Origin of the sequence: Streptomyces sp. LaBMicrA B280 (genome assembly GCF_049222185.1) — a bacterium.
GTDB lineage: Bacteria > Actinomycetota > Actinomycetes > Streptomycetales > Streptomycetaceae > Streptomyces > Streptomyces murinus.
In genome coordinates, this window is the sequence record NZ_JBMJCT010000020.1 from 74,522 (window position 1) to 88,444 (window position 13,923).

Genomic DNA, 13,923 nt, shown 5'->3' on the forward strand with positions numbered 1-13,923 from the left:
TCATCCTCCTGGGCGGGCCGGTTGCGCGGCTTCCAGGAGTCCGGCGAGTTCCACCAGGTCGGTGCCGGTGAGGCGGGGCAGGGCGCAGCCGGGCAGCACCCGGCAGGCGTCCCGCCAGGTCTCCGGGATCGCGGCGGCGCCGCCGAGCGCGCCGGTGAGGGCGCCCGCGAGGGCGGGGGCGGAGTCGGCGACCCGGGACAGGCAGGCGGCGGCGGGCACGGCCTCGGCGATCCGGCCGCCGGTGGCGGTGGTCAGCGCGAGCGCGACGGGGACGGTCTCGGCGGCGGCGACACCGTAGCTGTAGACGTGATCCACGATCTGGTGTTCGAGGAGCGGTACGAGCGCGAAGGCGGACGCGCCGTCCGCGGCGAGGGTGAGCGCGTGCCGGGCGTTGCGGCCGATCTCGGTGCCGGACGGGAGTTCGGCGAGGGCGGCGGTGACGCAGGCGGCGGTGTCCGCGCCGGTGAGGGCGAGCGAGACGGCCGCCGCCATGGCGCGGGCGCCGTGCACGCCGTCGCCGTCCTGGGTGTAGCGGGCGTCGAACTCGGCGAGGGCGGCGGCGCGTTCGGGGTCCCCGGGGTGGGCCACGGCGAGGGCGCAGGCGCGCACGCAGGCGGCGTCGTCGAAGTAGTGCGGGTTGTCGTGGCCGCTGGCGGGCGGACGCAGACCGGTGGCGAGGTTGCCGAGGCCGGCCCGGACCGAGATGCGGGCGCGCAGCGGCAGTACGGCGGACTCGATCTCCGGCGCGCGGTCCGCGGCGGCGGCGACCTCGCAGGCGACGGCGGACCAGGTGAGGTCGATGGCGGCCCGCACACGGCGGTCACGGCTGAGGTCGCCGAGGGCGTCGTCGGCGCCGGCCCGCAGCACCGCCTCCGCGGCGAAGGCCGCCCATTCGGCGTCGTCGGAGGGGCCGAGGCGGAGCGGTTCGGGGGGTTGGTTGAGGGCGATCGGCACCGGGAGGGTGGTGGTCGCGTTCTGCTCCGCGAAGGTGTCCAGCTCGCGGGTGAGCCGACGGGTCCACTCGGGCAGCCGAGCGGCGCGGTGCCGGGCGGCGGGCCAGCCGGCGGCGTCCCCGGCCGCCAGCCCCAGCAGCATCCCCTCGACGCGTCCGGCCATCACACGGTCCCTTCGGTGCCGGCCCTGGTGGCGCATCCGACCGCGCCCATGACGCCGTCCACCGCGATGCCCGCCTCGGCGGTGAGGACGGGGGCGAGAACGGGAACGGGGACGGCGGTCGGCCGATGGGTCGCCAGGGCGGGCAGGGGCGGGGCCGTCGGTTGGAGTGCGGCTGATGTCGGCTGAGGCGGGGCCGTCGTATCGAGGGCGGCCGGTCCGGGCCGGGGTGGCTCCGTGGGCGGGAGGAGGAGGTCCGCCACCTCCAGCACATGCCGCCCGCCCATCGACGGCAGGCACCTGCCCCGCGCCGGGCCGATCGCGTCCGCCCAGGCCGCCGGGATCGCGGACAGGCCCTGTGTCGCGCCCGACAGCGCGCCCGCCACCGCCGCCGTCGTGTCCGCGTCGCGGCCCATGTTGACGGCGGTCAGGACGGCCTCGCGGAAGTCGCCGTCGGCCGTGGCGTAGGCGCCGAAGGCCAGGGCGACGGCCTCCGGGGCGAGGTCGGTCCAGGGATAGCCGCCGATGACGACCGCGGAGCGGACCGCGCGTTCGCCGCGGTGGGCGACGGCCACCGCGCGGCGCAGCGAACGCGCGGTCCAGGAGTCGTCCGGGATCACCGCGAGGGCCGCGGCGATCACCACCGGGACCGGGGCGCCCGCCATCGCCGCGGCCACCCCCGCCGCGACGGCCTGGCCGCCGTAGATCCCCTCGCCCTCGTGGCTGACGGAGCCGTCGATCGCGACCAGCCGGGCCGCCTCCCCGGGGCGGCCCGCCGCGAACACCCCGAAGGGGGCCGCGCGCATCGCGAGCCCGTCGCTCCAGGCGTGCCGGTGTTGCGCGGAGATCGGCGCCGCGAGGCCCCGGCGCAGATTCTCCAGCGTGCCCCGCTCGCTGAAGCCCGCGCCGCGGAACGCGGCCCGCCCGGTGATCCACTCGTGCCAGGCCGCCTCCGCGTGCGCCGGGGTGAGCGCGGAGCCGTGCCGGGCGAGCAGCAGTCCGGAGAAGAGGGCGTACTCGGTGTCGTCCGTACCCTGCGGCCGGTCCGCGACGAACCCGGTGATACGGCCCCAGCGGGCCCGGATCTCGGAGGGCTTCAGATTCTCCGCGGGGGCGCCGAGCGCGTCCCCGACGGCCAGGCCGAGCAGCGCGCCCCGGGCCCGGGAGCGGGGGCCGGTGAGCTCGCCGGACGCCGGGAGCGGGGGAGTGCAGGCGGTCGATGCCATGGGCGGCCTCCTTCGGCGGGGCCCGTCCGGGCCCGCGGACCCTTTGCGGATGTGTCCCACGACGGGCCGCCGTACGTGCCCCCGAAGGGGTCCTGTCACCCGCTCGGCAACCTGAGCGGTAAACGGCGCGGATGAGCGCAAAAACCGTAAAGCCGCAGGTTAGCCCAGCCTTTCCTTGCTGGCGGCGCGATCACGAACGGCGTAGATTCTGTGGTGTCGAAAAGTAGAACTCGTCCAAAGTTAGCTTTGGCTAAGCTAAACCGGGGAAGAAGACCATGGCGATCATCGAGACCACGGCGGCGCTGCACGAAGCGCACCGCGACAACCACACGCACCGCGATGTCAACGGCGGCTGGCTGCGCCCCGCCGTGTTCGGCGCGATGGACGGCCTGGTCTCCAATCTCGCCCTGATGACCGGCGTGGCCGGTGGCGCCGTCGGCCACCAGACCATCGTCATCACCGGACTCGCGGGCCTCGCCGCCGGTGCCTTCTCCATGGCCGCGGGCGAGTACACCTCCGTCGCCTCCCAGCGCGAGCTGGTCGAGGCCGAGCTGGACGTCGAGCGCCGCGAACTGCGCCGCCACCCCCAGGACGAGGAGGACGAGCTCGCGGCACTCTACGTGGCCCGGGGCGTGGCCCCCGAACTGGCCCGCGAGGTCGCCCGGCAGCTGTCCAAGGACCCCGAGCAGGCCCTGGAGATACACGCCCGCGAGGAACTGGGCATCGACCCGGGCGACCTGCCCTCCCCGCTGGTCGCGGCCGTCTCCTCGTTCGGCTCCTTCGCCCTCGGCGCGCTGCTGCCCCTGCTGCCGTACCTGCTCGGCGCGACCGTCCTGTGGCCCGCCCTGCTGCTGGCGCTGATCGGGCTCTTCGGCTGTGGCGCCGTCGTGGCCAAGGTGACCGCGCGCAGCTGGTGGTTCAGCGGTCTGCGGCAGCTCGCGCTGGGCGGCGCGGCCGCCGGTGTGACGTACGCCCTCGGCGCGCTGTTCGGAACGGCCGTAGGATGACGCGGGCCGGTACTTATACGTGGTGACGAATAAGTAGCCGTTACCCGTTGGTTTCGGATGCATGACCACGGGGCATGAGCCGTAAGCGCTGTGGGCAATGACGCCTGCCGCACCCCTGTGGGGTGGGCCGACGAAGACCCTCCCCGCTCCCTCCGGGCCGATGGTCACCGATCCGACCGATGGTGTCCCAGCGGTCCACCCCCCACGCGTTCGCCGCCACCGCGGCGGCCGGTCGCTCCGTGCGGCACCCGGCCGTCGCGCCATGCGGCACCGGCCGATTCGTGCGGTGACAGGCCGCTTCGCGCGGCCCCAGGCACCCGCCGAGAACCCCTGCGGTGTCCGCATGATGAAACGGAGTATCCGCTTCCCGAGAACCGGGTCATCATGTAACCTGCACGAAATTTCGCCATCTCCGCAGAGGGCCAACGTCGTCCCTCGGCACACGCCACATGCCATATGACGACGACGGGAGAGCCGATGCGTACGCCGCGCCAGCCGTCCCAGCATTCCGAGAACGGCCAGAACTGGTCGTTCATGGATGCTCGCCCTGCTGCGCAGGGTATGTACGACCCCCGCAACGAACACGACGCCTGCGGCGTCGGTTTCGTCGCCACTCTCACCGGCGAGCCCTCCCACACCCTGGTCGAGCAGGCGCTCACCGTGCTGCGCAATCTGGAGCACCGCGGCGCCACCGGCTCCGAGCCGGACTCGGGCGACGGCGCGGGCCTGCTCTCGCAGGTGCCGGACGCCTTCTTCCGCGAGGTGGCCGGATGTGAACTGCCCGCCGCCGGTTCGTACGCCGTCGGCATCGCCTTCCTGCCCGGCGAGGGCACCGAGGACGCCGTCTCGGCGATCGAGACGATCGCCGCCGAGGAGGACCTGACCGTCCTCGGCTGGCGCGAGGTGCCGGTCGCCCCCGAGCTGCTGGGCGCCACCGCCCGCGCCACCATGCCGGTCTTCCGGCAGATCTTCGTGGCCGACGGTTCGAGCGAGGGCATCGCCCTGGACCGCAAGGCGTTCGTGCTGCGCAAGCGCGCCGAGCGCGAGGCGGGCGTCTACTTCCCCTCGCTGTCCGCGCGCACCATCGTCTACAAGGGCATGCTGACCACCGGCCAGCTGGAGCCCTTCTTCCCGGACCTCTCCGACCGCCGCTTCGCCTCCGCGATCGCGCTGGTGCACTCCCGGTTCTCCACGAACACCTTCCCGTCGTGGCCGCTCGCGCACCCGTACCGCTTCATCGCCCACAACGGCGAGATCAACACGGTCAAGGGCAACCGCAACTGGATGCGCGCCCGCGAGTCCCGGCTGGCCTCCGACCTGTTCGGCCCCGCGGAGAAGCTGGACCGGATCTTCCCGGTCTGCACCCCGGACGCCTCCGACTCCGCCTCCTTCGACGAGGTCCTGGAGCTGCTGCACCTCGGCGGCCGCTCGCTGCCGCACTCCGTGCTGATGATGATCCCGGAGGCCTGGGAGAACCACGCCTCCATGGACGCGGCCCGGCGCGCCTTCTACGGCTTCCACGCCACGATGATGGAACCGTGGGACGGCCCCGCCTGCGTCACCTTCACCGACGGCACCCAGGTCGGCGCCGTGCTCGACCGCAACGGTCTGCGCCCCGGCCGCTACTGGGTCACCGACGAGGGCCTGGTCGTCCTCGGCTCCGAGGTCGGCGTCCTCGACATCGACCCCGCCCGGGTCGTGCGCAAGGGCCGCCTCCAGCCCGGCCGGATGTTCCTCGTGGACACCGCCGAGCACCGCATCATCGAGGACGACGAGATCAAGGCCTCGCTCACCGGCGCACAGCCGTACGCCGAGTGGCTGGAGGCCGGCGAGATCGAGCTGGGCGACCTGCCCGAGCGCGAGCACATCGTGCATACCCACGCCTCGGTCACCCGCCGCCAGCAGACCTTCGGCTACACCGAGGAGGAGCTGCGCGTCATCCTCGCCCCGATGGCCCGCACCGGCGCCGAACCGATCGGCTCCATGGGCACCGACTCCCCGATCGCGGCCCTGTCCGAGCGCCCCCGGCTGCTCTTCGACTACTTCACCCAGCTGTTCGCCCAGGTCACCAACCCGCCGCTGGACGCCATCCGCGAGGAGCTGGTCACCTCCCTGCGCAGCGCGCTCGGCCCGCAGGGCAATCTGCTCGACCCGACCGCCGCCTCCTGCCGGTCCGTCCTGCTGCCCTTCCCGGTGATCGACAACGACGAGCTGGCCAAGCTCATCCACATCAACGCCGACGGCGACATGCCCGGCTTCAAGGCCGCGACCCTCTCCGGTCTGTTCCGGGTGAGCGGCGGCGGCGAGTCACTGGCCGCCCGCATCGAGGAGATCTGCGCCGAGGCCGACGCGGCCATCGAGAACGGCGCCCGGCTGATCGTCCTCTCCGACCGGCACTCCGACGCCGAGCACGCCCCGATCCCCTCGCTGCTGCTCACCGCGGCCGTCCACCACCACCTCATCCGCACCAAGCAGCGCACCCACGTGGGCCTGCTGGTCGAGGCCGGTGACGTCCGCGAGGTCCACCATGTCGCCCTGCTGATCGGCTTCGGCGCCGCCGCCGTCAACCCGTACCTGGCGATGGAGTCGGTGGAGGACCTGGTGCGCGCGGGCACCTTCCTCGACGGCGCCGACCCCGAGAAGGCCATCAAGAACCTGATCTACGCCCTCGGCAAGGGCGTCCTGAAGGTCATGTCCAAGATGGGCATCTCCACCGTCGCCTCCTACCGCGGCGCCCAGGTCTTCGAGGCCGTCGGCCTGGACGAGACCTTCGTGGAGAAGTACTTCAACGGCACCGCGACCAAGATCGGCGGCGTCGGCATCGACGTCATCGCCGGCGAGGTCGCCGCCCGCCACGCCAAGGCGTACCCTGCCTCCGGCATCGCCCCGGCGCACCGCGCCCTGGACATCGGCGGCGAGTACCAGTGGCGCCGCGAGGGCGAACCGCACCTGTTCGACCCGGAGACGGTCTTCCGCCTCCAGCACTCCACGCGCACCGCGAGCTACGACATCTTCAAGAAGTACACCTCGCGGGTGAACGAGCAGTCCGAGCGCCTGATGACGCTGCGCGGGCTGTTCGGCTTCGCCTCGGGCCGGGCGCCGATCCCGGTCGAGGAGGTCGAGCCGGTCAGCGAGATCGTCAAGCGGTTCTCGACCGGCGCGATGTCGTACGGCTCCATCTCCAAGGAGGCGCACGAGACCCTCGCCATCGCCATGAACCAGCTGGGCGGCAAGTCCAACACCGGTGAGGGTGGCGAGGACCCGGAGCGCCTGTACGACCCCGCGCGCCGCTCGGCGATCAAGCAGGTCGCCTCCGGCCGCTTCGGCGTCACCTCCGAGTACCTGGTCAACGCGGACGACATCCAGATCAAGATGGCCCAGGGCGCCAAGCCCGGCGAGGGCGGCCAGCTGCCCGGCCACAAGGTCTACCCGTGGGTCGCCAAGACGCGTCACTCGACGCCCGGCGTGGGCCTGATCTCCCCGCCGCCGCACCACGACATCTACTCCATCGAGGATCTCGCCCAGCTGATCCACGACCTCAAGAACGCCAACCCCCGGGCGCGGATCCACGTCAAGCTGGTCTCCGAGGTCGGCGTCGGCACGGTCGCGGCCGGTGTGTCCAAGGCGCACGCGGACGTCGTGCTGATCTCCGGTCACGACGGCGGCACCGGCGCCTCCCCGCTGACCTCCCTCAAGCACGCGGGCGGCCCCTGGGAGCTGGGCCTGGCCGAGACCCAGCAGACGCTGCTGCTCAACGGACTGCGCGACCGGATCGTCGTACAGACCGATGGTCAGCTCAAGACCGGCCGCGACGTGGTCATCGCCGCGCTGCTCGGCGCCGAGGAGTTCGGTTTCGCGACCGCGCCGCTCGTCGTCTCCGGCTGCGTCATGATGCGCGTCTGCCACCTGGACACCTGTCCGGTCGGCATCGCCACCCAGAACCCGGTGCTGCGCGAGCGCTTCGCCGGCAAGGCCGAGCACATCGTGAACTTCTTCCGGTTCATCGCCGAGGAGGTCCGCGAGCTGCTGGCTGAGCTGGGCTTCCGCTCCATCGAGGAGGCCGTCGGCCACGCCGAGGCGCTGGACGTGCGGCGCGCCGTCGACCACTGGAAGGCACAGGGCCTGGAGCTGGCGCCGCTGTTCCATGTGCCGGACCTGCCCGAGGGCGCCGTACGCCACCAGGGGATCACCCAGGACCACGGCCTGGAGAAGGCCCTGGACAACGAGCTGATCAAGCTCGCCGGCGACGCCCTGGCCGCGAACGACGCGACCGAGGCCCAGCCGGTGCGCGCCCAGGTCGCCATCCGCAACATCAACCGCACGGTCGGCACCATGCTCGGCCACGAGGTGACCCGGAAGTTCGGCGGCGCGGGCCTGCCCGAGGACACCATCGACATCACCTTCACCGGTTCCGCGGGCCAGTCCTTCGGCGCCTTCCTGCCGCGCGGCATCACGCTGCGCCTGGAGGGCGACGCCAATGACTACGTCGGCAAGGGCCTCTCGGGCGGCCGGATCGTCGTCCGCCCGGACCGCGCCGCCGACCACCTCGCCGAGTACTCGACGATCGCGGGCAACACCATCGGCTACGGCGCCACCGGCGGCGAGCTGTTCCTGCGCGGTCGTACCGGTGAGCGGTTCTGTGTGCGCAACTCCGGCGCGCTGGTCGTCTCCGAGGGCGTGGGCGACCACGGCTGCGAGTACATGACCGGTGGCCACGCGGTCGTCCTCGGCCCGACCGGCCGCAACTTCGCGGCGGGCATGTCCGGTGGCATCGCCTACGTCATCGACCTCGACCCCGCCAACGTCAACGCGGGCAACGCGGACGCGGTCCAGGAGCTCGCCGAGCCGGACAAGGCGTGGCTGCACGACGTGGTGCGCCGGCACGCCGAGGAGACCGGTTCGACCGTCGCCGCGAAGCTGCTCGCCGACTGGGACGCGGCCGCGGCCCGGTTCAGCAAGATCATCCCCAGCACGTACCAGGCAGTGCTCGCCGCCAAGGACGCCGCCGAGCGAGCCGGTCTCTCCGAGACCGAGATCACCGAGAAGATGATGGAGGCGGCGACCAATGGCTGATCCGAAGGGCTTCCTCAACCACGGCCGCGAGGTCGCCAGGACCCGTCCCGTCGGTGAGCGTGTCCAGGACTGGAACGAGGTCTACGTCCCCGGCTCCCTGCTGCCGATCATCGGCAAGCAGGCCAGCCGGTGCATGGACTGCGGCATCCCGTTCTGCCACAACGGCTGTCCGCTCGGGAACCTGATCCCCGAGTGGAACGACTACGCCTACCGCGAGGACTGGGCCGCCGCCTACGAGCGGCTGCACGCCACCAACAACTTCCCGGAGTTCACCGGGCGGCTGTGCCCCGCGCCGTGCGAGTCGGCGTGTGTGCTCGGCATCAACCAGCAGCCGGTCACCATCAAGAACGTCGAGGTCTCCATCATCGACAAGGCGTGGGAGGGCGGGCATGTCGCCCCGCGCATCCCCGAGCGCCTGTCCGGCAAGACGGTCGCGGTCATCGGCTCGGGCCCCTCCGGGCTCGCCGCCGCCCAGCAGCTGACCCGGGCCGGTCACACGGTCGCCGTCTACGAGCGCGCGGACCGCATCGGGGGCCTGCTGCGCTACGGCATCCCCGAGTTCAAGATGGAGAAGCGGCACATCAACCGCCGTATCGAGCAGATGCGCGCGGAGGGCACCCGCTTCCGTACCGGCGTGGAGGTCGGCCGCGACCTCAACGCCCGCGATCTGAAGAAGCGCTACGACGCGATCGTGATCGCCGCCGGCTCCACCACCGCCCGTGATCTGCCCGTCCCCGGACGGGAGCTGAAGGGCGTCTACCAGGCGATGGAGTACCTGCCGCTGGCCAACAAGGTCCAGGAGGGCGACTACGTGGCCGCGCCCGTGACGGCCGAGGGCAAGCACGTCGTCGTGATCGGCGGCGGTGACACCGGCGCGGACTGCGTGGGCACCGCCCACCGCCAGGGCGCGGCCTCGGTCACCCAGCTGGAGATCATGCCCCGCCCGAACGACGAGCGGCACCCGACCGGGCAGCCCTGGCCCACCTTCCCGATCCTCTACAAGGTCACCTCGGCCCACGAGGAGGGCGGCGAGCGGATCTACTCCGCCTCCACCACCCACTTCGAGGGCGACGAGGACGGCAATGTGCAGTGGCTGCACATCGCCGAGGTCGAGTTCGTCGACGGGAAGCTGACCCAGAAGCCGGGCACCGAGCGCCGCATCCCGGCCCAGCTGGTCACCCTGGCGATGGGCTTCACCGGCACCGACCGGGAGAACGGTCTGGTGGAGCAGTTCGGCCTGGACCTCGACGAGCGCGGTAACATCGCCCGCGACGCCGATTTCCAGACGAACGTGCCGGGAGTGTTCGTCGCCGGTGACGCCGGCCGCGGGCAGTCCCTCATCGTCTGGGCGATCGCGGAGGGCCGCTCGGCCGCCCGGGGCGTCGACAGCTACCTGACCGGGGCCAGCGACCTGCCGGCCCCGATCCGCCCGACCGACCGCGCGCTCGCGGTCTGACGGCACCCCTGGAACGTCCCGCACAAAGGCGTGCGGAACACCAATGGCGTCTGCCCACCTGTCCCCGACCGGACGACCGGGCAGACGCCGTTGACTTTTCCGCCGCCCCGCGCGGTGCCCCGGCTCAGGCGGTCAGCGAGGTCGCCTTCAGCCAGGCGAGCGCGACCAGCAGGGCGAGCAGGGCCACGCACACCCCCGCCTGCACCAGGGCGCGCCGCCGGCCTGGGGGCGCGTAGGCGTACGCCAGCGTCACCACGGCGCCCGCGAGCAGCCCGCCGAGGTGACCCTGCCAGGAGGTCAGCCCCGCGGAGATCACCAGCCACAGCAGCAGGCCGGCCATGTACCGGTTGACCTCGCGCATGTCATGGCCGAGGCGGCGGCCCATGACCCAGTAGGCGGCACCCAGTCCGAAGATCGCACCGGAGGCGCCGACGGTGTACGACTCCGGGATCAGCAGCAGCTCCAGCACCGAGCCGCCGAGCGCCGACAGCAGATACAGGGCGAGATAGCGCACACGGCCCAGCCGGGTCTCCACCACCCGGCCGATGTTCCACAGCGCCACCATGTTGAACAGGACGTGTGTGATCCCGAACGTCCCCTCACCGGGCGTCAGATGCAGGAACGCGCCGGTCCCCAGCCGGTACCACTCCCCGTGCGCGACCCCCTGCGGGACATACCCGGCGGGCGTGGTGCCGAGCATCGCGAAGCGGTACTCGAACGCCGGCCGGGCCAGCTCCACCAGATACGCCACCACGTTCAGCCCGATCAGCACATAGGTCACCAGCGGCACCGCGGCGATCCGGCCCCCGAACACGGTCCGCGCCCGCCGGACCGAACGGGCGCCCTCCTTCACGCAGTCGACGCACTGATGGCCGACGGACGCCTCCCGCATGCAGGACGGGCAGATGAAGCGGTCGCAGCGGGTGCAGCGGACATACGACTCCACCTGCGGATGACGGAAACAGGTGGTCACGACGGACTCGGCGGCCACGGGCCGGCTCCTCGAAAAGGGAAGTACGACAAGGAAAGGGGAGGCGCGGGGGGAGGCACAGCGAGCCGGTGGGGCGGCAGCGAACAAAATAGCGAACCTGTGGGGCGGCCGTGACGCCCGGTGCGCCTGATCACGTAGGCTCGGCCCCTCGGAACAGCCGGAGGGGGCGGGCCATGGCCGCGATCAGTCTGCGCAAGGTGGAGGAGACCGCGCCCGCGCTCGTCGGCGCCTACCGCTCGGCCGGGGTCAGCCTGCGCAAACACGGCCTGGACGGACTGCGGGCCGCGGTCTACCTCGTCCTCGACCACTCCGGCTCCATGCGGCCCTACTACCAGGACGGCAGCGTCCAGGCGCTCGCCGACCGGGTGCTGGGGCTGTCCGCGCACCTGGACGACGACGGCCGGGTGCCGGTGGTGTTCTTCTCCACCGATATCGACGCCGTCACCGACATACCCCTCGCCGGTCACGAGGGCAGCGTCGAGCGGATCGTCGCCGGGCTCGGCCACATGGGTAAGACCAGCTACCACCTGGCGATGGACGCCGTCATCGACCACTACCTGGACAGCGGCGCCACCGACCCCGCCCTGGTCGTCTTCCAGACCGACGGCGGCCCGATCAACAAGCTCGCCGCGGAACGCTATCTCTGCAAGTCCGCCAAGCTCCCCCTGTTCTGGCAGTTCATCGGCTTCGGCGACCCGCACAGCAAGCAGTTCGACTTCCTGCGGAAACTGGACGAACTCCCGGTGCCCGGCAGCCGGATCGTGGACAACGCCGGTTTCTTCCACGCGGGCGAGGACCCCCGGCGCGTCCCCGACACCGAGCTGTACGACCGTCTCGTCGCCGAGTTCCCCTCCTGGCTGTCGGCCGCGCGCGCCGCGGGCATCCTCCGCACCTCCTGAACCGGACCGCTCAGCCGGTCACCTCCCCGAGGGCGTCCGCCAGGACCAGCTCCCGGCACTCCTCGGGCGTCCCCCACGCGGTGCGCAGCGCACGGGCCTTGGTGAGCCACAGAGAGAGGTCGTACTCCGCGGTGTAGCCGATCGCGCCGTGCAGATGCAGCGCCGTCCGCGCGGTGGTGTACGCCGCCTCGCACGCCCTGAGCTTGGCCGCGGCCACGTCCGCCGGGCGCATCGACACCGCCGCGCCGAGCACGAGGGGCCGGGCGAACTCCAGGGCCGTCTTCGCGTCGGCCAGCCGGTGCTTGACCGCCTGGAAGGAACCGACGGGCACCCCGAACTGGGTGCGCTGCCCGACATAACGCACCGTGCGGTCGAGCAGGGCGAGGCCGACACCGAGGGCCTGGGCGGCGACGGCCAGCCGGGCCCAGAGGAGAGCCCGTTCGTACGGGGGAGCGGTGAGCAGCGGCGCACCGGCCGGGGCGAGCGGGGTCAGCCGACGGGCCGGATCGAGGGAAGCGCGCACCGGTCCCGGCGTCGCCAGGCGCAGCCCGCCGGGGGTGAGCGCGAGCCGGAGCACGGCCGCGTCCCCGTCCAGGGCGAGGCCCCCGGGCGGCGCCACGGTGGCCGCCTCCTCGCCCGCCGCGAGCCCCGGCAGAAAACGCCCGGCGTGCGGCGGCGCGTCCAGGAGCACGGCCGCCGCGACCGTCTCCACCAGCGGCCCGGGCACCGCGTGCCGCCCCAACTCCACGAACGCGAGAGCCAGTTCCACCGGCCGCTGCCCCGCCCCGCCGTACTCCTCCGGCACCGCGAGCCCGAACACCCCCGCCTTCCCGAGCCGCGCCCACAGCGCCCGCCCGCGCGCGTGCTCGCCACGGCTCCACTCCCGGACCACCGCCGGGGTGTCCGCCGCCGCCAGCAGGGCGCCCAACGAGTCGGTGAAGGCCCGCTGTTCGGCATCGGGCAGGAAGCGCATCAGCGGCGTCCCTTCGGCAGGCCGAGCAGCCGCTCGGCGATGATGTCGCGCTGGATCTCATTGGTGCCCGCGTAGACCGGCCCGGCCAGCGCGAAGACGTACCCCTGCGACCAGGCGCCGTCGGCCGCCTCGCCCTCCGGGCCCAGCAGATCGAGCGCCGTCTCGTGCAGTGCGAGGTCCAGCTCGGACCAGAACACCTTGTTCATGCTGGTCTCCGGGCCGAGCCGGTTTCCGGCCAGGAACCGGGAGGCGGCCGCGTAGGTGAACAGCCGGTAGGCGCGGGCGCCGATCACCGCGTCCGCCACCCGCTCCCGCGCGTGCTCCGGGCAGCCGCGGGCCCGCCACAGCCCGACCAGCCGGTGCGCCGCCGCGAGGAAGCGGCCCGGGGAACGCAGCGTCAGCCCCCGCTCGTTGCCCGCCGCCGACATCGCGATCCGCCAGCCCTGCCCCGGCTCGCCGATCACGTCCTCGTCCGGCACGAACACCTCGTCCAGGAACAGCTCCGCGAACGCGGGCCTGCCGTCCAATCGGCCGATCGGACGCACCGTCACCCCGGGAGCCCGCAGGTCGAACATCAGATAGGTGAGCCCCTGATACGGCCGCTCCGCCCCCGGATCGCTGCGGAACAGCCCGAAGGCCCGGTCGGCGAAGGCCGCCCGCGAGGACCAGGTCTTCTGACCGCTGAGCAGCCAGCCGCCGTCCGCGCGCACCGCCCGGGAGGTGAGCGAGGCCAGATCCGAGCCCGCCTCCGGCTCCGACCACGCCTGTGCCCACACCACCTCGCCCGAGGCCATCGGCGGCAGCACCCGCGCGCACTGCTCCCGCGTCCCGTGCTCCAGCAGGGTCGGCGCCAGCAGATCGACGCCGTTCTGCCCGACCCGGCCCGGCGCGCCCGCCGCCCAGTACTCCTCCTCGAACAGCAGCCACCCCAGCAGCCCCGCGTCCCGCCCGCCGTACCGCCGCGGCCAGGACACCACCGACCAGCGGCCCGCGGCCAGTTCGGCCTCCCAGGCGCGATGCGCGGCGAACCCGGCCGCCGTCTCCAGCGAGGGCAGCGGCACCCGCGGCACATGCGCCGCCAGCCAGGCGCGGGCCTCGGCACGGAACTCCTCGTCGGCCGGGGAGAAGGTCAGGTCCATGGCCGCCGTCACCATCCTTCCCTAACAAGTGTTTGGTAGGTTAGCT

General features: G+C 72.7%; 9 protein-coding genes. 4 read left to right on the forward strand and 5 right to left on the reverse strand.

Annotated features, from left to right (window positions below; genetic code table 11):
- On the reverse strand, nucleotides 1-1,116 hold the full coding sequence (locus tag ACLF5H_RS18810; RefSeq protein WP_421677164.1) for an ADP-ribosylglycohydrolase family protein: 1,116 nt from the start codon (nucleotides 1,114-1,116) through the stop codon (nucleotides 1-3).
- The gene (locus ACLF5H_RS18815) at nucleotides 1,116-2,339 is read right to left on the reverse strand and encodes an ADP-ribosylglycohydrolase family protein (protein ID WP_421677165.1); all 1,224 of its coding nucleotides are present in this window, start codon (nucleotides 2,337-2,339) and stop codon (nucleotides 1,116-1,118) included. The genes ACLF5H_RS18810 and ACLF5H_RS18815 overlap by 1 nt, the downstream gene beginning before the upstream one ends.
- Before the next feature lie 275 nt (nucleotides 2,340-2,614).
- Between ACLF5H_RS18815 and ACLF5H_RS18820 the strand changes: the two genes are divergently transcribed.
- The 3 genes from ACLF5H_RS18820 (at nucleotide 2,615) to ACLF5H_RS18830 (ending at nucleotide 9,875) form a co-directional block, all read left to right on the forward strand.
- Nucleotides 2,615-3,346, forward strand: coding sequence for a VIT1/CCC1 transporter family protein (locus ACLF5H_RS18820; protein WP_421677166.1), 732 nt, complete (start codon nucleotides 2,615-2,617; stop codon nucleotides 3,344-3,346).
- A 561-nt stretch (nucleotides 3,347-3,907) separates the two neighbouring features.
- A complete protein-coding gene (gltB, locus tag ACLF5H_RS18825) occupies nucleotides 3,908-8,419 on the forward strand; it encodes a glutamate synthase large subunit (RefSeq protein ID WP_421677189.1) in 4,512 nt (1,503 codons plus the stop codon).
- On the forward strand, nucleotides 8,412-9,875 hold the full coding sequence (locus tag ACLF5H_RS18830) for a glutamate synthase subunit beta (protein WP_421677167.1): 1,464 nt from the start codon (nucleotides 8,412-8,414) through the stop codon (nucleotides 9,873-9,875). The genes gltB and ACLF5H_RS18830 overlap by 8 nt, the downstream gene beginning before the upstream one ends.
- 124 nt (nucleotides 9,876-9,999) lie before the next feature.
- Here ACLF5H_RS18830 and ACLF5H_RS18835 read toward each other — a convergent pair whose 3' ends face one another.
- Entirely contained in the window at nucleotides 10,000-10,866 is an 867-nt protein-coding gene (locus ACLF5H_RS18835; RefSeq protein WP_421677168.1) for a rhomboid family intramembrane serine protease, read from the reverse strand.
- 173 nt (nucleotides 10,867-11,039) lie between these two features.
- Here ACLF5H_RS18835 and ACLF5H_RS18840 point away from each other — a divergent pair, with 173 nt between their 5' ends.
- Complete coding sequence (locus ACLF5H_RS18840; protein WP_421677169.1) at nucleotides 11,040-11,765, forward strand: vWA domain-containing protein; 726 nt, start codon at nucleotides 11,040-11,042, stop codon at nucleotides 11,763-11,765.
- A gap of 10 nt (nucleotides 11,766-11,775) precedes the next feature.
- Here ACLF5H_RS18840 and ACLF5H_RS18845 read toward each other — a convergent pair whose 3' ends face one another.
- Nucleotides 11,776-12,738, reverse strand: a complete 963-nt coding sequence (locus ACLF5H_RS18845; protein WP_421677170.1) for an acyl-CoA dehydrogenase family protein — start codon at nucleotides 12,736-12,738, stop codon at nucleotides 11,776-11,778.
- Nucleotides 12,738-13,877 (reverse strand): acyl-CoA dehydrogenase family protein, encoded by a 1,140-nt coding sequence (locus tag ACLF5H_RS18850; protein WP_421677171.1) that lies wholly within the window; start codon nucleotides 13,875-13,877, stop codon nucleotides 12,738-12,740. The genes ACLF5H_RS18845 and ACLF5H_RS18850 overlap by 1 nt, the downstream gene beginning before the upstream one ends.
- Between the last annotated feature and the right edge of the window lie 46 nt (nucleotides 13,878-13,923).

Excerpts from the sequence above, each read along its gene's own strand:
- ACLF5H_RS18810 (WP_421677164.1), bottom strand. The coding sequence starts at position 1,116 with ATGGCCGGACGCGTCGAGGGGATGCTGCTGGGGCTGGCGGCCGGGGAC.
- ACLF5H_RS18815 (WP_421677165.1), bottom strand. The coding sequence starts at position 2,339 with ATGGCATCGACCGCCTGCACTCCCCCGCTCCCGGCGTCCGGCGAGCTC.
- ACLF5H_RS18820 (WP_421677166.1), top strand. The coding sequence starts at position 2,615 with ATGGCGATCATCGAGACCACGGCGGCGCTGCACGAAGCGCACCGCGAC.
- gltB (WP_421677189.1), top strand. The coding sequence starts at position 3,908 with ATGTACGACCCCCGCAACGAACACGACGCCTGCGGCGTCGGTTTCGTC.
- ACLF5H_RS18830 (WP_421677167.1), top strand. The coding sequence starts at position 8,412 with ATGGCTGATCCGAAGGGCTTCCTCAACCACGGCCGCGAGGTCGCCAGG.
- ACLF5H_RS18840 (WP_421677169.1), top strand. The coding sequence starts at position 11,040 with ATGGCCGCGATCAGTCTGCGCAAGGTGGAGGAGACCGCGCCCGCGCTC.
- ACLF5H_RS18845 (WP_421677170.1), bottom strand. The coding sequence starts at position 12,738 with ATGCGCTTCCTGCCCGATGCCGAACAGCGGGCCTTCACCGACTCGTTG.
- ACLF5H_RS18850 (WP_421677171.1), bottom strand. The coding sequence starts at position 13,877 with ATGGACCTGACCTTCTCCCCGGCCGACGAGGAGTTCCGTGCCGAGGCC.